General features: G+C 69.3%; 15 protein-coding genes. 2 read left to right on the plus strand and 13 right to left on the minus strand.

Annotated features, from left to right (window positions below):
- Positions 1 to 162: 162 nt before the first annotated feature.
- The 4 genes from SSP08S_RS00080 to SSP08S_RS62445 form a co-directional block, all read right to left on the minus strand.
- Positions 163 to 1,872, minus strand: a complete 1,710-nt coding sequence (locus SSP08S_RS00080; protein WP_019065528.1) for an LCP family protein — start codon at positions 1,870 to 1,872, stop codon at positions 163 to 165.
- Between the two features lie 16 nt (positions 1,873 to 1,888).
- The gene (nadD, locus tag SSP08S_RS00085) at positions 1,889 to 2,590 is read right to left on the minus strand and encodes a nicotinate-nucleotide adenylyltransferase (protein WP_078532287.1); all 702 of its coding nucleotides are present in this window, start codon (positions 2,588 to 2,590) and stop codon (positions 1,889 to 1,891) included.
- Between the two features lie 67 nt (positions 2,591 to 2,657).
- Positions 2,658 to 2,819 (minus strand): hypothetical protein, encoded by a 162-nt coding sequence (locus SSP08S_RS62440; protein WP_019065530.1) that lies wholly within the window; start codon positions 2,817 to 2,819, stop codon positions 2,658 to 2,660.
- 144 nt (positions 2,820 to 2,963) lie between these two features.
- Positions 2,964 to 3,125, minus strand: a complete 162-nt coding sequence (locus SSP08S_RS62445) for a hypothetical protein (protein WP_019065531.1) — start codon at positions 3,123 to 3,125, stop codon at positions 2,964 to 2,966.
- Between the two features lie 101 nt (positions 3,126 to 3,226).
- On the opposite strand from SSP08S_RS62445, the gene SSP08S_RS00100 reads away from it, so the two are divergent.
- Positions 3,227 to 4,354 (plus strand): M48 family metallopeptidase, encoded by a 1,128-nt coding sequence (locus tag SSP08S_RS00100; RefSeq protein ID WP_019065532.1) that lies wholly within the window; start codon positions 3,227 to 3,229, stop codon positions 4,352 to 4,354.
- Between the two features lie 69 nt (positions 4,355 to 4,423).
- Here SSP08S_RS00100 and SSP08S_RS00105 read toward each other — a convergent pair whose 3' ends face one another.
- The 8 genes from SSP08S_RS00105 to SSP08S_RS00140 all read right to left on the minus strand — a co-directional run bounded on the left by SSP08S_RS00105 (position 4,424) and on the right by SSP08S_RS00140 (position 12,473).
- Positions 4,424 to 5,494 carry an SCO2583 family membrane protein gene (locus SSP08S_RS00105; protein WP_026178051.1) on the minus strand — a complete coding sequence of 357 codons (1,071 nt, stop codon included), beginning with the start codon at positions 5,492 to 5,494 and terminating at the stop codon, positions 4,424 to 4,426.
- Between the two features lie 89 nt (positions 5,495 to 5,583).
- The gene (locus SSP08S_RS00110) at positions 5,584 to 6,165 is read right to left on the minus strand and encodes an SCO2584 family spore wall biosynthesis protein (RefSeq protein ID WP_019065534.1); all 582 of its coding nucleotides are present in this window, start codon (positions 6,163 to 6,165) and stop codon (positions 5,584 to 5,586) included.
- Between the two features lie 120 nt (positions 6,166 to 6,285).
- Entirely contained in the window at positions 6,286 to 7,572 is a 1,287-nt protein-coding gene (locus SSP08S_RS00115; RefSeq protein WP_019065535.1) for a glutamate-5-semialdehyde dehydrogenase, read from the minus strand.
- Between the two features lie 125 nt (positions 7,573 to 7,697).
- Positions 7,698 to 8,156: a DUF8830 family protein gene (locus SSP08S_RS00120; RefSeq protein WP_019065536.1), complete on the minus strand. Its 459-nt coding sequence runs from the start codon at positions 8,154 to 8,156 to the stop codon at positions 7,698 to 7,700.
- Between the two features lie 143 nt (positions 8,157 to 8,299).
- Positions 8,300 to 9,406 (minus strand): glutamate 5-kinase, encoded by a 1,107-nt coding sequence (gene proB / locus SSP08S_RS00125; protein ID WP_019065537.1) that lies wholly within the window; start codon positions 9,404 to 9,406, stop codon positions 8,300 to 8,302.
- 195 nt (positions 9,407 to 9,601) lie between these two features.
- Entirely contained in the window at positions 9,602 to 10,747 is a 1,146-nt protein-coding gene (locus tag SSP08S_RS00130) for a phospholipase D-like domain-containing protein (RefSeq protein WP_019065538.1), read from the minus strand.
- Positions 10,748 to 10,788: 41 nt separating this feature from the next.
- On the minus strand, positions 10,789 to 11,610 hold the full coding sequence (locus SSP08S_RS54610) for a S1 family peptidase (RefSeq protein WP_078532288.1): 822 nt from the start codon (positions 11,608 to 11,610) through the stop codon (positions 10,789 to 10,791).
- A 56-nt stretch (positions 11,611 to 11,666) separates the two neighbouring features.
- Positions 11,667 to 12,473: a S1 family peptidase gene (locus SSP08S_RS00140; protein ID WP_019065540.1), complete on the minus strand. Its 807-nt coding sequence runs from the start codon at positions 12,471 to 12,473 to the stop codon at positions 11,667 to 11,669.
- A gap of 307 nt (positions 12,474 to 12,780) precedes the next feature.
- Between SSP08S_RS00140 and SSP08S_RS58890 the strand changes: the two genes are divergently transcribed.
- The gene (locus SSP08S_RS58890; protein ID WP_245607808.1) at positions 12,781 to 13,530 is read left to right on the plus strand and encodes an AfsR/SARP family transcriptional regulator; all 750 of its coding nucleotides are present in this window, start codon (positions 12,781 to 12,783) and stop codon (positions 13,528 to 13,530) included.
- Here SSP08S_RS58890 and SSP08S_RS00150 read toward each other — a convergent pair.
- On the minus strand, positions 13,502 to 14,722 hold the full coding sequence (locus SSP08S_RS00150) for a glycosyltransferase family 2 protein (RefSeq protein WP_026178052.1): 1,221 nt from the start codon (positions 14,720 to 14,722) through the stop codon (positions 13,502 to 13,504). The two genes, SSP08S_RS58890 and SSP08S_RS00150, sit on opposite strands and share 29 nt — an antisense overlap.
- Between the last annotated feature and the right edge of the window lie 100 nt (positions 14,723 to 14,822).

The following is a 14,822-nucleotide window of genomic DNA, read 5'->3' on the forward strand; positions in this document are numbered from 1 at the left end:
CTTTCGGTCGGCGGTCAACAGACCTCAAGGGTCTCACGGACCGCGGACGGCACCCCACGTGAATAACGGATCACGCCCCGGACGTCGGCCCGGACACCGGCTCCGGCCTCCGGGGCATGCTCTCCGTCACAGCCACTGCGCCTTTTCGCCACCGCGCCCTCGTCATGAGGACGACGACGGCTTGTAGTCCTCTCCGAGGACGACCGAGACGTCCGCGTTCGCGGCGACCGTGCCCTTGGTCACGGTGCTGGTGGGCAGGCCCAGGGTCTTGGCGACCTCGGTGGCGTTCTCCTTGTCGGCCGCGTCGGAGTACGTGATCTTGGACTTGGCCGAGGCCGAGGACGCCGTGCCCGCCTCCAGGAAGGTGAAGCCGCCGTTGAGGAGGACGACGCGGGCCTTCTCGGTGTCGTCCTTGACGCCGGTGGCGTTCTGGACCGCGACCCGGACCGCCGAACCCTCGTCGGGGCTCTTCGCGGTGCCGCCCAGGATGTCCTTGACGACACTGGCGGAGGCCTGCGCGGTCAGGGTGCCGTCGTTCTGGACGGGCAGCAGGGCCGTCTTGTAGGCGCCGCCCTTGGCGAGGTCGGCGAGCTTGGCGAGGAAGGTGCCGAGGTCCTTGTCGGTGAGGGGCGGGTCGAGGATCTGGGCCAGGGTCTGCACGGTGGTGGTCGCCGCCGTCGGGTCCGAGGTCAGCTGGCGCAGCACACCCTGCATGACCTGCCCGAACCGCTCCAGCTGGGTGTTCTGGGACTCGCCGGAGGCACGGTAGGTGGCGTAGGCGACGGCCATCTTGCCGCTGAGGGTCTGGTCCTTGCCCTTGTGGACGAGGGGTGCGGCACCCTTCTTCGTGGCGGCCGGGTCGGGCACGTCGGCGTTGGTGTCGATGTCGATGTTGCCGACGAGGTCGACCAGGTTCTGCAGGTAGGGGGTGTCGAGGCGCCAGGTGCCCTCGATGTCGGTGCCGAGGACCGTGTTGAGCTGGTCGACGGTCCCGGAGGTGCCGTCGTCGTCGACCGACTTGGCCAGCGTCGTCGTGTTGCCGTCGTCGTCCGTGAGGGCGAGCGAGTTCGGCAGCAGCACGGTGGTGCCCTGCTTGAGGGTGGTGTTGTCGACGAGCAGCACCGAGGAGGTGCCGCCCTTCGCGGTGTTGTGCAGGTGGACGACGATCACGTCGCGGTTCTGGGCGCCCGCGGCCGTCGTGGTGCCGGACTTCGAGGCGGGCGAGGAGACTCCGGGGAGCTTCCCGGCGTACCAGAGGTAGCCGACCCCGCCGGACACGACCAGGGCCAGGGCCACGACGAGGGCGACCATGCGGCCGCGGGCGCGGCGCTTGGCCTCCTCGCGGCGCTCGGTGCGGTTCTCGGTGAAGTTCAGCCAGTCGATGACGTCCTCGGAGTCGTCGGTCGGCTCCTCCACGAAGGCGAACTGCTCGGTGCGGTAGTCCCGTTCAGCCGCCTGAGGGGTCTTCGGGGCTTCCGTCTCCTCGGCTGGGCCGCCCTGCTGCGGGATGTAGGCGGTCTGCTCGGCGACCCGGGGCTGCTGTCCACTGGTCGCGGTCTGCCCGTAGGGGTCGTAGGCCGTCGTCGTCCCGGTGGCGTACGGGTCGTAGCCGGACTGGGGCGCCTGCCGGCTGTCGTAGGCCTGCTGGGCGCCCGTGTCGTAGTCGGGCGTCTGCTGCTGGGTGCCGGTCGCGTACGGGTCGTAGGCGTAGCCCTGCTGTTGCTGCTGCCCGTACGGGTCGTACGGCTGTTGCTGCGGGGGCTGTTGGGCCTGCTGGGCCTGGATCTGGCGGTAGACAGGCTGGTTGTACTCGTCGTAGCCGACGAGCTCGTACTGGTCGCCGCCGTACCCGGCGTCGTATCGGTCGTTCACCGGTGCCCCTCTCGGCTCACTCGCCGCGGTACAGCTCGCGCTTGTCGATATAGCGCACGACTCCGTCGGGCACCAGGTACCAGACCGGATCACCCTTGGCGACTCTCGCACGGCAGTCTGTGGAGGAGATGGCCAGCGCGGGAACCTCGACCAGCGAGACACCGCCCTCGGGGAGGCCCGGGTCGGTCAGTGTGTGGCCGGGGCGGGTGACCCCGATGAAGTGCGCGAGGGAGAACAGCTCCTCCGCGTCCCGCCAGGTGAGGATCGCGCCGAGTGCGTCGGCGCCGGTGATGAAGAAGAGGTCCGCGTCGGGGTTGAGCGCGCGCAGGTCGCGGAGGGTGTCCGTGGTGTAGGTGGGGCCGCCGCGGTCGATGTCGATACGGCTCACCGAGAACTGGGGGTTCTCGGCGGTCGCGATGACCGTCATCAGGTAGCGGTCCTCGGCGAGCGCGACCTTGCGGTCGGTCTTCTGCCAGGGCTGGCCGGTCGGGACGAACACCACCTCGTCCAGGTGGAACTGCGCGGCGACCTCACTGGCCGCCACGAGGTGTCCGTGGTGGATCGGGTCGAACGTTCCGCCCATGACGCCGAGACGGCGCTTGCCGGGGCTCGACGGGCCGTTGTTGCGCGGTCCGTTGACCATTCGGTTCTCCGTGCCGCGTGAGGTGCCGCGCGTCGTGTCGTTCGCCGGACCGGTAGGCATGTCCTGCTCTCCCATGCGTGCAGACCCTACCGGCCCGGTGTGAAGGCCCCGGGACCCGTCCGGTGGACAGAAGGGACAGACCCTAGCGGTCGCGGTTGAAGCGGGTGGTGATCCACAGCAGGAGCAGCAGGATGATGAAAGCGCTGCCACCGGTGACGATCGGCTGGAGGCTCTCGTGGTTGCCCCCGCCCTCACCCTCGGCGGCAAGAGTGACCAACTGGGCAGCAGTGCCGTGGAAGCTCATCTTCAGCAGAACCTATCCGGTGTGGGCGGGATAAAGATGTCGGCCCATGGTAAGCGGGCGCCCCGGCGGCGATCACGCCGACTCCGCCATTGGGAACGGGACTCGGATCCCGGGTGGGCGTCGGCAGGGAACTCGACGGGCGTCTCAGTCGTCCTTCTGTTTGTATCCGCGCAGCAGGAACCACGCGGTCAGGATGCAGCCGAGGAACATCACGACCAGTACGACCCTGAGCAGATCCCCCGATCCGTGCTGGGGGGCGGCGTTCGCGGCCTCTGCGAGCCAGGCGGCTGCGGAATGGGGCTCCATGCGTTGACTCCTTCGCTGTACTGCCCGTCCACGGTATCTCCGCCTAGGCTGGGCTCTGCTTCGGGGGCACTCAGCGCACACAGACGCACATGGGGGACCACATGTCCGAAGACGGCCACGAGCAGAACGCGCACGAGAACGTGCCGAGCAGGCAGCGCAGGCGCTTCCCGGGGATCTCCTCGCGCGCGTACGAGCACCCGGCGGACCGCTCCGCCCTGGTGGCGCTGCGCAAGCTGACCGGGTTCGACACGGTGTTCAAGGCGCTCAGCGGGCTGCTGCCCGAGCGCAGTCTGCGCCTGCTGTTCCTGTCCGACTCGGTGCGGGTGTCGGACCAGCAGTTCGCGCACCTCAACGACATGCTGCGGGACGCCTGTTACATCCTGGACCTGGAGAAGGTCCCGCCGATGTACGTCACCCAGGACCCGCAGCCCAACGCGATGTGCATCGGCCTGGACGAGCCGATCATCGTCGTCACCACCGGCCTGGTCGAGCTGCTCGACGAGGAGGAGATGCGGGCGGTCGTCGGCCACGAGGTGGGCCACGCGCTGTCCGGCCACTCCGTGTACCGCACGATCCTGCTGTTCCTGACCAGCCTGGCGCTGAAGGTCGCCTGGATCCCGCTGGGCAACCTCGCGATCCTGGCGATCGTGACGGCGCTGCGCGAGTGGTTCCGCAAGTCGGAGCTGTCCGCCGACCGCGCGGGTCTGCTGGTCGGCCAGGACCTGCGGGCCTCGATGCGCGGCCTGATGAAGATCGCGGGCGGCAACCACCTGCACGAGATGAACGTGGACGCGTTCCTCAAGCAGGCCGAGGAGTTCGAGTCGGGCGGCGACCTGCGCGACTCGGTCCTGAAGATCCTGAACGTGCTGCCCCGCTCCCACCCGTTCACCACGGTGCGGGCGGCCGAGCTGAAGAAGTGGGCCGAGTCCCGCGACTACCAGCGGATCATGGACGGGCACTACCCGAGGCGCAGCGAGGACAAGGACACCTCGGTCACGGACTCGTTCCGCGAGTCGGCGGCGAGCTACGCCAGCAACGTCAAGAGCTCCAAGGACCCGCTGATGAAGCTGGTCAGCGACATCGCCGGCGGCGCGGGCGACCTGGGCGGCCGGGTGCGGCGCGGCTTCGGCGGCTTCGCGGGCTCGACCCCGCAGGACGGACCGCCCACCGAATCGGCCAACGGCACCGAGCAGCCGCCGACGGACACCCCGCCGCGCGACGAGGACTGACCGGCCGGGCGGGGATACACACCGACCTCACACCTACGACGGCCGCGCACAGCCGTGGCTGAAGGATTCTCACACCTTCGGCTGTGCGCCCGTCGCCAGTGATCCGCACAGGGCCGTGGCGCTGCCCGTGGCGAACGGGTCGGTGCCGGCCGGGCCGCCCGCCTTGGCGGTCTGGCCGGCGAGCAGGGGGCGCAGATAGGTGACGGAGTCCTCGGCGCAGGACAGTGGGCCGGCCTGGACGTAGGAAGTGACGATCTGGGCCTGGTCCATGCGCAGGTCGTCGCGGTCGAAGCGGAACTGGAGCTCGCGGCGGACGGTGAACAGGGAGGCCTGGGCCTTGTCGCCGGAGCCGGTCGGCCGGAGCGCGTAGACGAAGGTTCCGTCGGCGGTGACCTCGAGGGTGGACGAGTCGACCTCGGTGGCCTGCAGGGTGCCCTGGACGCGGATCTTGCGGTCGGCCAGTTCGGCGCGTGCCGGATCGAAGCGAACCAGCCATCCGGTGGGCTCGTGCCGGCCGTCGGCGGCCGGGTGCTCGAAGCTCTGGTCGAACTGGTCGAGCTGGTCGGGGTCGACGAGGACGCGCGCGGGGCGGATCTGTCCGCCGGTGAGCACGGCCGGGTAGAGCGAGGACTCCACGATGAAGTCCTTGGCGGTGCTCAGGGCGGCCACGACCTGGCTGTCCGAGAAGTGCGCGGTGCGCCGCGCGGCCGGCAGCGGTATGCCGTCGCCGCCCACGTCGAACTGCGCCGCGGGGCTGTGCGCGAAGAGGTACTCGGCGTCGGCCGCCCCCGGCACCCTGCCCTGGGGGGACAGCGGGATGACGGTCATCCGCAGCGGCTCGGCGGGCTGCTGGGCCGTGGGGGTCGTGTAGGGGTGCCGTACGCCCATGTAGATCGCGGTGCCGAAGGCGATGGCGATCAGCATGACCAGGATCAGTGCCTGGCGGGAGAGACCGCGGCGCAGGGCCGGGCGGCGGCGGACGGCGGGGGCGTGGTCGGCCATGCGCTCCCGCGCGGAGAACTCCTGGAGGCGGGCAGCACGGACGAACGACTCGTCGAACACGACGGATCGGTACTCGTCCTCACCACCCCCGGGAGCGCCCTCGGGCGTCCCCTCGGGTGGGTCTCCTGGACCGCCCATACTTTCAGAGTAGGTCTCCGGAGCCTCAGGTAAACGCCCTGGTACACGACAAGTTCTGACAGGTTCTCACCGAGCCCGTCACAACCCGGTCAGGGCGTGCGCGGTACGGCCGACAGCGGTGGCTGGGAGTTGTCCGCGGAAACGGAGGGTGCCGCCGCCGTGCCCTGTTCCACGCCGGTGGAGGCCGGGGGCGGGACGCGGTCCCTGCTGCCCGAGGACGCGCCGCGGTAGACCGCCGAGAAGGCCAGGGCGACCATGCCGATGCCCATCACCAGGGCGAGCAGCCAGGCGACGGGGCGGTGCCAGCGGACCTGTTTGCCGTATGTGCCCGGGGCGCCGTAGCGGCCCTCGACGAGGTCGGCGTCGTCCAGGTCGTCGAGCTCCGGATCATGGCCGAAATCGCGTCCGTAGGTGTCCTCGAAGAGGTCGTCGTCGCCTCGGGGGCCTCTGCCGCGCTGGGCGCGGCGCGCCTCGGCCTCGGAGGCCTCTGCTCTCGCCTGCGCGGCGGCAAGGAGACGCTCGACTGCGGTCGGCTCGTGTACTACGGCCGCCCGTACGAAGGCCTCGTCGAAGACCACGGAGTCGAATTCTTCGTCCGACATTCCGCGGTCGTGGTCGTCGTCGGGCTCCCAGCCGTCAGGGAACGGCGTGCCCCCCACGTCCTCCGGCACCTCTCCAGAGTAGACCTGGGGGGTCAATTTGGGCAGGCGGTAGGGAAATTCATCCGCAGGGTGAGATGTCTCTCCACCCACGAGGCCCTATGCCCGGCGCATATGCCAACAGCCTCCGGTTCAGCGGCGGATGTGCCCGTCGCCGGTGACGATGTACTTGGTGCTCGTCAGTTCCGGCAGGCCCATCGGGCCCCGTGCGTGCAGCTTCTGGGTGGAGATGCCGATCTCCGCGCCGAAGCCGAACTGGCCGCCGTCGGTGAAGCGCGTGGAGGCGTTCACGGCGACCGTGGTGGAGTCGACCAGCTGGGTGAAGCGGCGGGCGGCCTGCTGGGAGGAGGTGACGATCGCCTCGGTGTGGCCGGAGCTCCACAGCCGGATGTGCTGGACGGCCTTGTCGAGCGAGTCGACGACGGCGGCGGCGATGTCGTAGGAGAGGTACTCGGTGTCCCAGTCCTCGGGGGTGGCCTCGACGACGGTGGCCGCGGACTCCTTGGCGTAGGCCAGGACGCGTTCGTCGGCGTGCACGGTGACGCCGGCCTCGGCGAGGGCGTCGAGGGCGCGGGGCAGGAACTCGGGGGCGATGTCCTGGTGGACGAGGAGGGTCTCGGCGGCGTTGCAGACGCTGGGGCGCTGGGCCTTGGAGTTGATCAGGATGTCGATGGCCATGTCGAGGTCGGCGTGGGCGTCGACGTAGACGTGGCAGTTGCCGACGCCGGTCTCGATCACGGGGACGGTCGACTCGCTGACGACGGTCTGGATCAGGGAGGCGCCGCCGCGCGGGATGAGGACGTCGACCAGGCCTCGGGCGCGCATCAGCTCGCGGACGCTCTCGCGGCTCTCGCCGGGCACCAGTTGCACTGCGTCGGCGGGCAGTCCGGCGCCGCCGACGGCGTCGCGGATGACGCGTACGAGGGCGGTGTTGGACTCGTAGGCGGAGGCGGAGCCGCGCAGCAGGACCGCGTTGCCGGACTTGAGGCAGAGGGCGGCGGCGTCGACCGTCACGTTCGGGCGGGCCTCGTAGATGATGCCGACGACGCCGAGGGGGACGCGGACCTGGCGCAGGTCGATGCCGTTGGGGAGGGTCGAGCCGCGGACGACCTCGCCGACCGGGTCGGGCAGCGCGACGACGTCCCGTACGTCGGAGGCGATGGCCCGGACGCGCTCGGGGGTGAGGGTCAGCCGGTCGATGACCGTCTCGCTGGTGCCGGCCGCGCGGGCCTTGGCGATGTCCTTGGCGTTGGCTTCGACGATTTCGCTCGTACGGACTTCCAGCGCGTCCGCGATGGCGAGCAGCGCGTCGTCCTTCTCGGCCCGGGGCAGCGGCGCGAGGTCGGCGGCGGCGGACTTGGCGCGGTAGGCGGCCCGGGTGACCGGGGACATGGAGTCGTACGGCGAGAGCGTGGTCATGAGGGAAGGGTAGTGCGCCGGGCGGAGGCGTCCACCGGCTATCCCAAACCGCGAGACAGGCGCGGAAGGGCCCGAAGACGGCTCAAAACGGATCCCGGAGGCCGGGGGTCCGAGGCCTGTGGGTCTCAGAACGGATGGACGCCGACGGGGGTCGCGGGCAGCGGGCCGTAACCCTCGGAAATGCGCTGGTGATAGGTCTCTCGGTCGATGACCTCGAGGCCGACGATCTCCCACGGCGGCAGCTTGGCGGTCTGGCGGTGCTCGCCCCACAGGCGCAGCGCGACGGCGGCGGCGTCGTGCAGGTCGCGGGCCTCTTCCCAGTAGCGGATCTCCGCGTGGTCGTTGGCGTAGCGGCTGGTCAGCAGAAAGGGGTGGTCGTGGGCGAGCTGTTCCAGGCCGCGCCGCACCTCCTTCAGCGGGGCCTCGTCGCCGGAGACGCTGAGGGTGACATGCCAGAGCCGGGGGAGGTCCTTGGGTTCCTCGCCCTCGTACCGGGCGCCGGCCGCGACGCTCGTCAGCGTGCGCTCCTCGCCGGGCGCGCGGGAGGTGGCGACACCGCGGGACGCCGCCGCCCCAGGGCGCACTCGTCTCACGACGGCCTCCTTACGCAATGGTCGAGCTGCTGTGCTCGCGCGGATGAGTCCCTGAGCAAAGTTGAGCAGGCGCGGGGCGTCCGTGTGGCACTTTTGCGGAACGTCCACCGAGGGAGGCGGACGTTTCGGTTGTTTTACGGGTGGAGGATCACCAGGTCGTCCCTGTGTACGACTTCCCTCTCGTACGACGGCCCCAGCTCCCGCGCCAGTTCCCTGGTGGAGCGGCCGATCAGCTGGGGGATCTCCTTGGCGTCGAAGTTGACGAGCCCCCGCGCGACCGCGTGTCCGGCGCCGTCCCGGAGTTCGACGGGGTCGCCCGCGCTGAACTCGCCCTCGACGGCGGCGATTCCGGCCGGCAGCAGTGACATCCGGCGCTGTACGACCGCGCGCACGGCACCGTCGTCGAGCGTCAGCGAGCCCTGGGGTGTGGACGCGTGCTGCAGCCAGAGCAGCCGGTCCGCGGAGCGCTTGCCGGTGGCGTGGAAGTACGTCCCTGTGTCGCCCCCGCTCAGCGCGTCGGTCGCGTGGACGGCGCTGGTGAGCACGACGGGGATGCCGGCGGCCGCGGCGATACGGGCCGCCTCGACCTTGGTGACCATGCCGCCGGTGCCGACGCCGGCCTTGCCCGCGCTGCCGATCTCGACGTGCGCGAGGTCCTGCGGGCCGCGCACTTCCGCTATCCGCGAGGTGCCCGGCTTGCTGGGGTCGCCGTCGTAGACGCCGTCGATGTCGGAGAGGAGGACCAGCAGGTCGGCGTGGACGAGGTGGGCGACGAGGGCGGCGAGCCGGTCGTTGTCGCCGAAGCGGATCTCGTCGGTGGCGACGGTGTCGTTCTCGTTGACGATCGGCAGGGCGCCCATGGCGAGGAGTTTGTCGAGGGTGCGGGAGGCGTTGCGGTGGTGGGAGCGGCGGCTCATGTCGTCGGAGGTCAGCAGGACCTGGCCGACTCGGATGCCGTAGCGGGCGAAGCTCGCGGTGTAGCGGGCCACGAGCAGTCCCTGGCCGACGCTGGCGGCGGCCTGCTGGCGGGCCAGGTCCTTGGGGCGGCGGCGCAGGCCCAGCGGGGCGAGGCCCGCGGCGATGGCGCCGGAGGAGACGAGGACGACCTCTCTCTCGCCTCCGCTGCGGCTCTTGGCGAGGACGTCGACGAGTGCGTCGACACGGTCGGCGTCCAGGCCGCCGGCCGCGGTGGTCAGTGAGGAGGAACCCACCTTGACGACAATCCTGCGGGCCTCGGTCACGGCCTGCCTTGCCCCTGCCACGTGCTGACTTCCCCTCGCGTAGGTACGGCTGCCCGCGCGGCAATCTACGCGAACAGGGCGGGGGCCGTGGATCGGTCCAGTCATCGGACAGCCGTCCGTGACCGTCCCGTCGGTCCGGCGAGGGACCTTCGGTGGTCACGGACGGCCGTGGGAGTCCGCCACGTTCAGGGTGTCTCAGGTGCCCTGGTCGCAGGCGTGCGGGTTCGTCCACAGGGTCTGGAACTGGTCGATATAGCGGTTGGTGACCCATCCGTCGATGACCCGCAGCATCACGTCGTTGGCCCGGTGCGCCGAATTGTCGGTGAGGTTGTAGGAGCCGACGAACACGGCCTTGCGCCACTCGCTTGCGTATTTCGCGTCGATCAGGAGCAGCTTGTTGTGGCTCCAGCCGTCGCAGCCGATCTGAATGTCGTCGACCCCGTACTTCTGGATGATGTCCTTGCCGGACTGCTCCTGGACGATGATCTTGACATCGCAGCCGAGGTTCTGGAGCCGGTTCAGCTGGGTGATGATCTCCCGCGCGTAGGTCTCGTCCTCGACCAGGCTGGACTCCATCCAGATCCGGTCGTTGCCGTCCTCGCACGCGCTGACATTGCCCAGAACGTCGGCCACCCGGTTGCTGTCGGGCTGCGGGAAGAAGTAGGCCTTCGACAGGTCGTTGCTGCCGTCGACGGTCCGGTCGGCGTCGGTGCTCCAGGTGACGCCGCCGTAGGTCCAACTGCCCGCGTACAGGCGGCGCCAGTAGTTCACGTAGGCGGAGAACAGCAGGGCGTCGTCGCGGCTGATCAGCAGGTTCTGCGCGTGCTGGGCCTGCCACGCGCCCAGGTTGCTGGAGCTCTGCAGCACCAGCTTCGTGTCGCCCTTTTTGATCACGAAGAACTTGTTGTGCATGGCGCCGTGGGCGGTGTCCATGCAGGAGTTTCCACAGGCCGTCCAGTCGATTCCCGCGGCGGTGAAGATGTTCGCGATGTTCTGACTCGACGGGCCGAGCACGATACGCACGCTCACACCGGCCTCGGCGGCCGCCGCCAGTGAATTCGCGAGCGCGGTGCCGCCGCCGTCGTCCTCCCAGTTGTAGAGCGCTACGCGAATGTAGTCGCCGGTCTCGCCCGCCTTCGCCGCGGCGGTGGTCGCGTCGATCTTGGCCTTGATCTTGGCCGCTATGAGGCGGTCCTCGATCCCGGCGCCATAGGTGAAGCAGACCTCGTAGTTGCCGGATTCCGAGCAGGTCCCGTCCAGGGCCGAGGCGGGAGGTGCCGAGATCACCGCCGCCATCATCGACAGGATGAGCAGCAGAACGATTCTGAATGAACGCCTCAAATGCTCGACTTTCCCTTTCTCCACCGATTCAGGACAGGACGCTAGAGACCCGCGACGCCGTTGATCCAGTCGAGGCTGGTGGGGACGGTGGCGGCCACCATGGGGCCGTTGCAGACTCCGCTCGAGCTGTTGTAGTAGACCCAGGAGGTCACTCCGACCTGGTAGCGCAGGCCGTCGACGAGCTTGAACTGCGGGCCGCCCGAATCTCCGGAACAGGCCATGCCGTTGCCCTTCGAGCTCTTGATGCCCCGGCCGCCGATCCAGTCCGTTTCGTCGATGTCGGTGACCTTGATCGTCGCCCGCTTGAGGTGCACGGACGCGGCACCACCGATCTTGCTCTGCGAACCCCAGCCGAAGAGGTAGTTCGTGGTGCCGACCACGGGGCTGGCGCTCGCCAGCCGGACGTGCTCGGAGTTCGCGTCACGGGTGAGATGGAGCAGGGCGATGTCGTGGTTGGCGCGCAGCTTGATGTCGTCCACCTCGATCACACCCCCGCCCTCGTTGAACTTCGTGCTCTTGACCCGCACTTGGATCTTGGAGGCGTCCTGCCCGATCCCGGTCTCCGAGAAGCAGTGCTTCGCGGTGAGGATCCACCGCTCGGCGATGATGGAGCCGCTGCAGAGCAGATTGCCCCGCCCCGAGCCCGCGTCGGAGTTGTCGTACAGGATCGCGGCGATGCCGTCGGCCGAGGCCGCCGCCTCGCCGTTCACGATCGCCGGGTCCTCGGTCACCCCGTCGCCGCTCGCGCCGATCGGCAGGGACTTGACGAGGTCGGTGTCGTCCGCCGTCGCGGCGGGCGCACCCGCTCCGAAGAGGCTCGCCCCGACGATCGCGGCGGCGGTCACGAAAGTGCGAATTCTCAAAGCTCATCCTTCGGTTGACGGGGAAAGGGAAGGCGACGCGCGGCGGTGAGCAGGCCTCAGAGGCCGGCCACCTCGTTGATCCAGTCGAGACTGGCGGGCACGCTCGCGTAGGTCTGATAGCCCTGGCAGACGCCGCCGCTGCTGGTGACCGTGGACAGCACGCCGACCTGGTAGCGCAGGCCGTCGACGAGCTTGAACTGCGGGCCGCCCGAGTCGCCGTAGCAGGCGTAGCCGTTGATCTTTGAGCTGCGGATGGCCCGACCGCCGTAGTAGTCGACGGAGTTGGCGTCGGTGACCTCGACGGTCGCGCGCTTGAGGTAGGTGGACGCGCCGCTGTAGCCGTTGGTCGAGCCCCAGCCGAAGATGTAGTTGGTGGTGCCCTCGGCCGGGTTCAGAGTCGGCAGACGCACGTACTCGGCGTTGGCCGAGCGGGTCAGATGCAGGAGCGCGATGTCGTGGCTGGTGCGCACCTTGGTGTATTCGACGTTCACCACACCGCCGCCACTCGTGCGGTTGAGGCTCTTGACCCGGACCGACAGCCGGTCCGCCGCCAGCTTCGCTCCGTCGCCCTCGATGTCGACGACGCAGTGCTTCGCGGTCAGCACCCACTCGGCGGCGACGAGCGAGGCGGAGCAGCGGAATGCACCGTCGAGGAGCAGCGCGCCCATGCCGTCGGCCGACGTGGCGGCCTCGCCGTTGACGACGGCGGGCGACTCGGTGCCACCGTCCGCAGGGGTCTGAGGAAGGGCGAGGACTTCCGCGTCGCCCGCCTCGACGGCGGCAACAGCCGGTGATGCGGCGGCTGTTGGGGCAGCGAGTGCGAGGGACGCGGCCACGGCCGTCACAACGAGGCGGATTCTCATAGCGGTTGCGTTCCGTTCGTCCGGTCGGGCCACCGGGCCGCGGCCGTTCCGGAGGTCCCGCCGGCCGGATCCCGCAGCGCCTGAATGCGTGCACATGCTCGGCTCGGCCGCTGAAAACCGGTTGAACGCGCGCTGAAACGGGGCCCGGCCGCCGCGGTCCCGGCAGCCTGCCCCACAGATGGATATCAATAGAACAGAGATCGGACGGACGGTATAGTCGAAGTAAAGTTACGGCGTCGTCGGGGTGGGCGCGCCGGGCAGCAGGGGGGAACGAGTGAATCGGGTCGAATTCCGACTTCTTGGACCTGTGGGGATTTGGTGCGAGAACCGGCCGTTGGGACATACGACCCCACAACAGTGCAGCGTTCTGTCGGCACTGCTCCTCAATGCCAACCAGGTCGTCCCCATGGAGAACATGGTGCGTGCGTTATGGGGGGAGAATCCGACCGATTCCGCCCGTAATGCCGTTCAGGGATATGTGTCGAAGCTCAGACGCATCCTGGCTCCTTTTCCCGACTCCGAGATAGCCACGAGCCCGCAGGGATATGTGCTGAGAACGGACAAGGAGCGGATCGACCTCCACCGTTTCCGGCGCCTGGTCGACCTGGCCAGGAACGCCGACGCGGTGCGGGCGAGCGAACTCCTGGGCGAGGCACTCGAGTTGTGGCACGGACCGCCGCTCTCGGGCGTGGCGGGCCAGTGGCTGCCGTCCACGGCCGGCGCCTATCTGGAGGAGGAGCGGCTCTCCGCCCTCGAGGAGCACGCCGCGGCCGTCCTCGAAGCCGGCCGGGCGCGCGACACGATCAGAGAACTGACGTCACTTGTCGTCGAGCATCCCCTTCGTGAGCGCGCGGCGAGCCTGCTCATGACGGCACTGCACAGATCGGGCAGACGCGGTGACGCGTTGACCGTGTTCCGCGACACCCGGCGTCACCTGGTGCAGGAACTGGGCGTCGAGCCGGGAAGCATCCTGCGCGATACCCATCAGGAGGTCCTGAGCGACCGGGCGCACCGTCCGCAAGGATCCGTCACACCGCTGCCCGACGCCGTGAGGTGACCGCGCGGGACAGCAGCACCCGGCGCGCCTTCCGCGCCACCCGCCGCAGGAACGCACCCGCCGCCCCCTCCCGGTACCCCTCGACCTTGCGGGCCTCCCGCGGCTCGGCGAGATAGAGGGAGTCGGGCAGGCCCACCTCGGCGGAGCGGAAGTGCGGATACGCCAGGTACACCCGGCGACCCCCCTTCTCCAGAACCGCCTCCGGGCGTTTCTTCGACTTGACGAACTCGACCACGTCCAGCAGGAGTTCGGGGCGTTCCTGCGCCACCAAATGCAGCCGCAGCCGCTCGTCGACCTTGAGGCGGACGGCGACCTCGTCCGTCCAGTGGGCGGCCATCAGCGGCTTGGCCAGCTCGAACTTGTGGCGCCGTACCTGCTCGCTGTCCGCCAGGTACTTCGGCCCGAACTGCGGGAGCAGGGTCACCAGGAACGGGCGGAGCATCAACTTGTCGCGCTCCACGCCCGGCGGGACCATCTCCGCGATGAGGTTCATCAACGCGCGCGCGGAGTCGAAGCGCAGAGTGTAACTCCCGCTCTTCGTCACGTGTTTGCCGTCGTCGCGGCCCACCAGGTAGTAGCAGACGTGGTCGGCGATCACGGAGACGCCGTCGGCCCGCAGATAGGCCTCCATCGTGAACAGCGCGTCCTCGCCGGTGAACAGCGACTCGTCGAACCGCATGCTGTGCCGATCCAGCAGCGCCCGCCGGAACAGCTTCTGGGCGCTCAGCGTGAACTTGATGTTGGAGTGGAAGACGTCGGTGCGCTCCAGCGTCTCGACCCAGGCGGCCTTGGGCGGGACGCGGTTGATGCCCTCGACCTTGCCGAGCACCACGTCGGTGCCGTTGCGGTCGGCCATCGCGACCATGCGCTCCAGGGCCTCGGGGGCGAGCCGGTCGTCGGCGTCGAGGAAGAAGACGTAGCGCCCGGTCGCCTTGCCGAGGCCGACGTTGCGCGGGGAGCTGGGGCCGCCGGAGTTCTCCTGGCGGATCACCGTGACGTGGGTCGCGGCGCGGGCGGCGAACTGCTCCAGGTACTCCCCCGTGCCGTCCGTCGAGCCGTCGTCGACGGCGACGACCTCGATCCGGGCCGGGTCCAGGGTCTGCGCCTCGACCGAGCGCAGGCACTCGACGAGGTACGGCATCGCCTCGTACGCCCCGATGACCACGGTCACATCAGGCTGCGTCATGGTCACGCGCTCCCCTTTGTCCATTGAATCGCCATCTGGAAGACGGCCGACCGTGTGGAACGGTTGTCCTCCGTCAGCAGGGGATACGCAAAAGAGCCCGGTTTTC

It is taken from the genome of Streptomyces hokutonensis (assembly GCF_000376565.1).
In the GTDB taxonomy this organism is placed as follows: domain Bacteria; phylum Actinomycetota; class Actinomycetes; order Streptomycetales; family Streptomycetaceae; genus Streptomyces; species Streptomyces hokutonensis.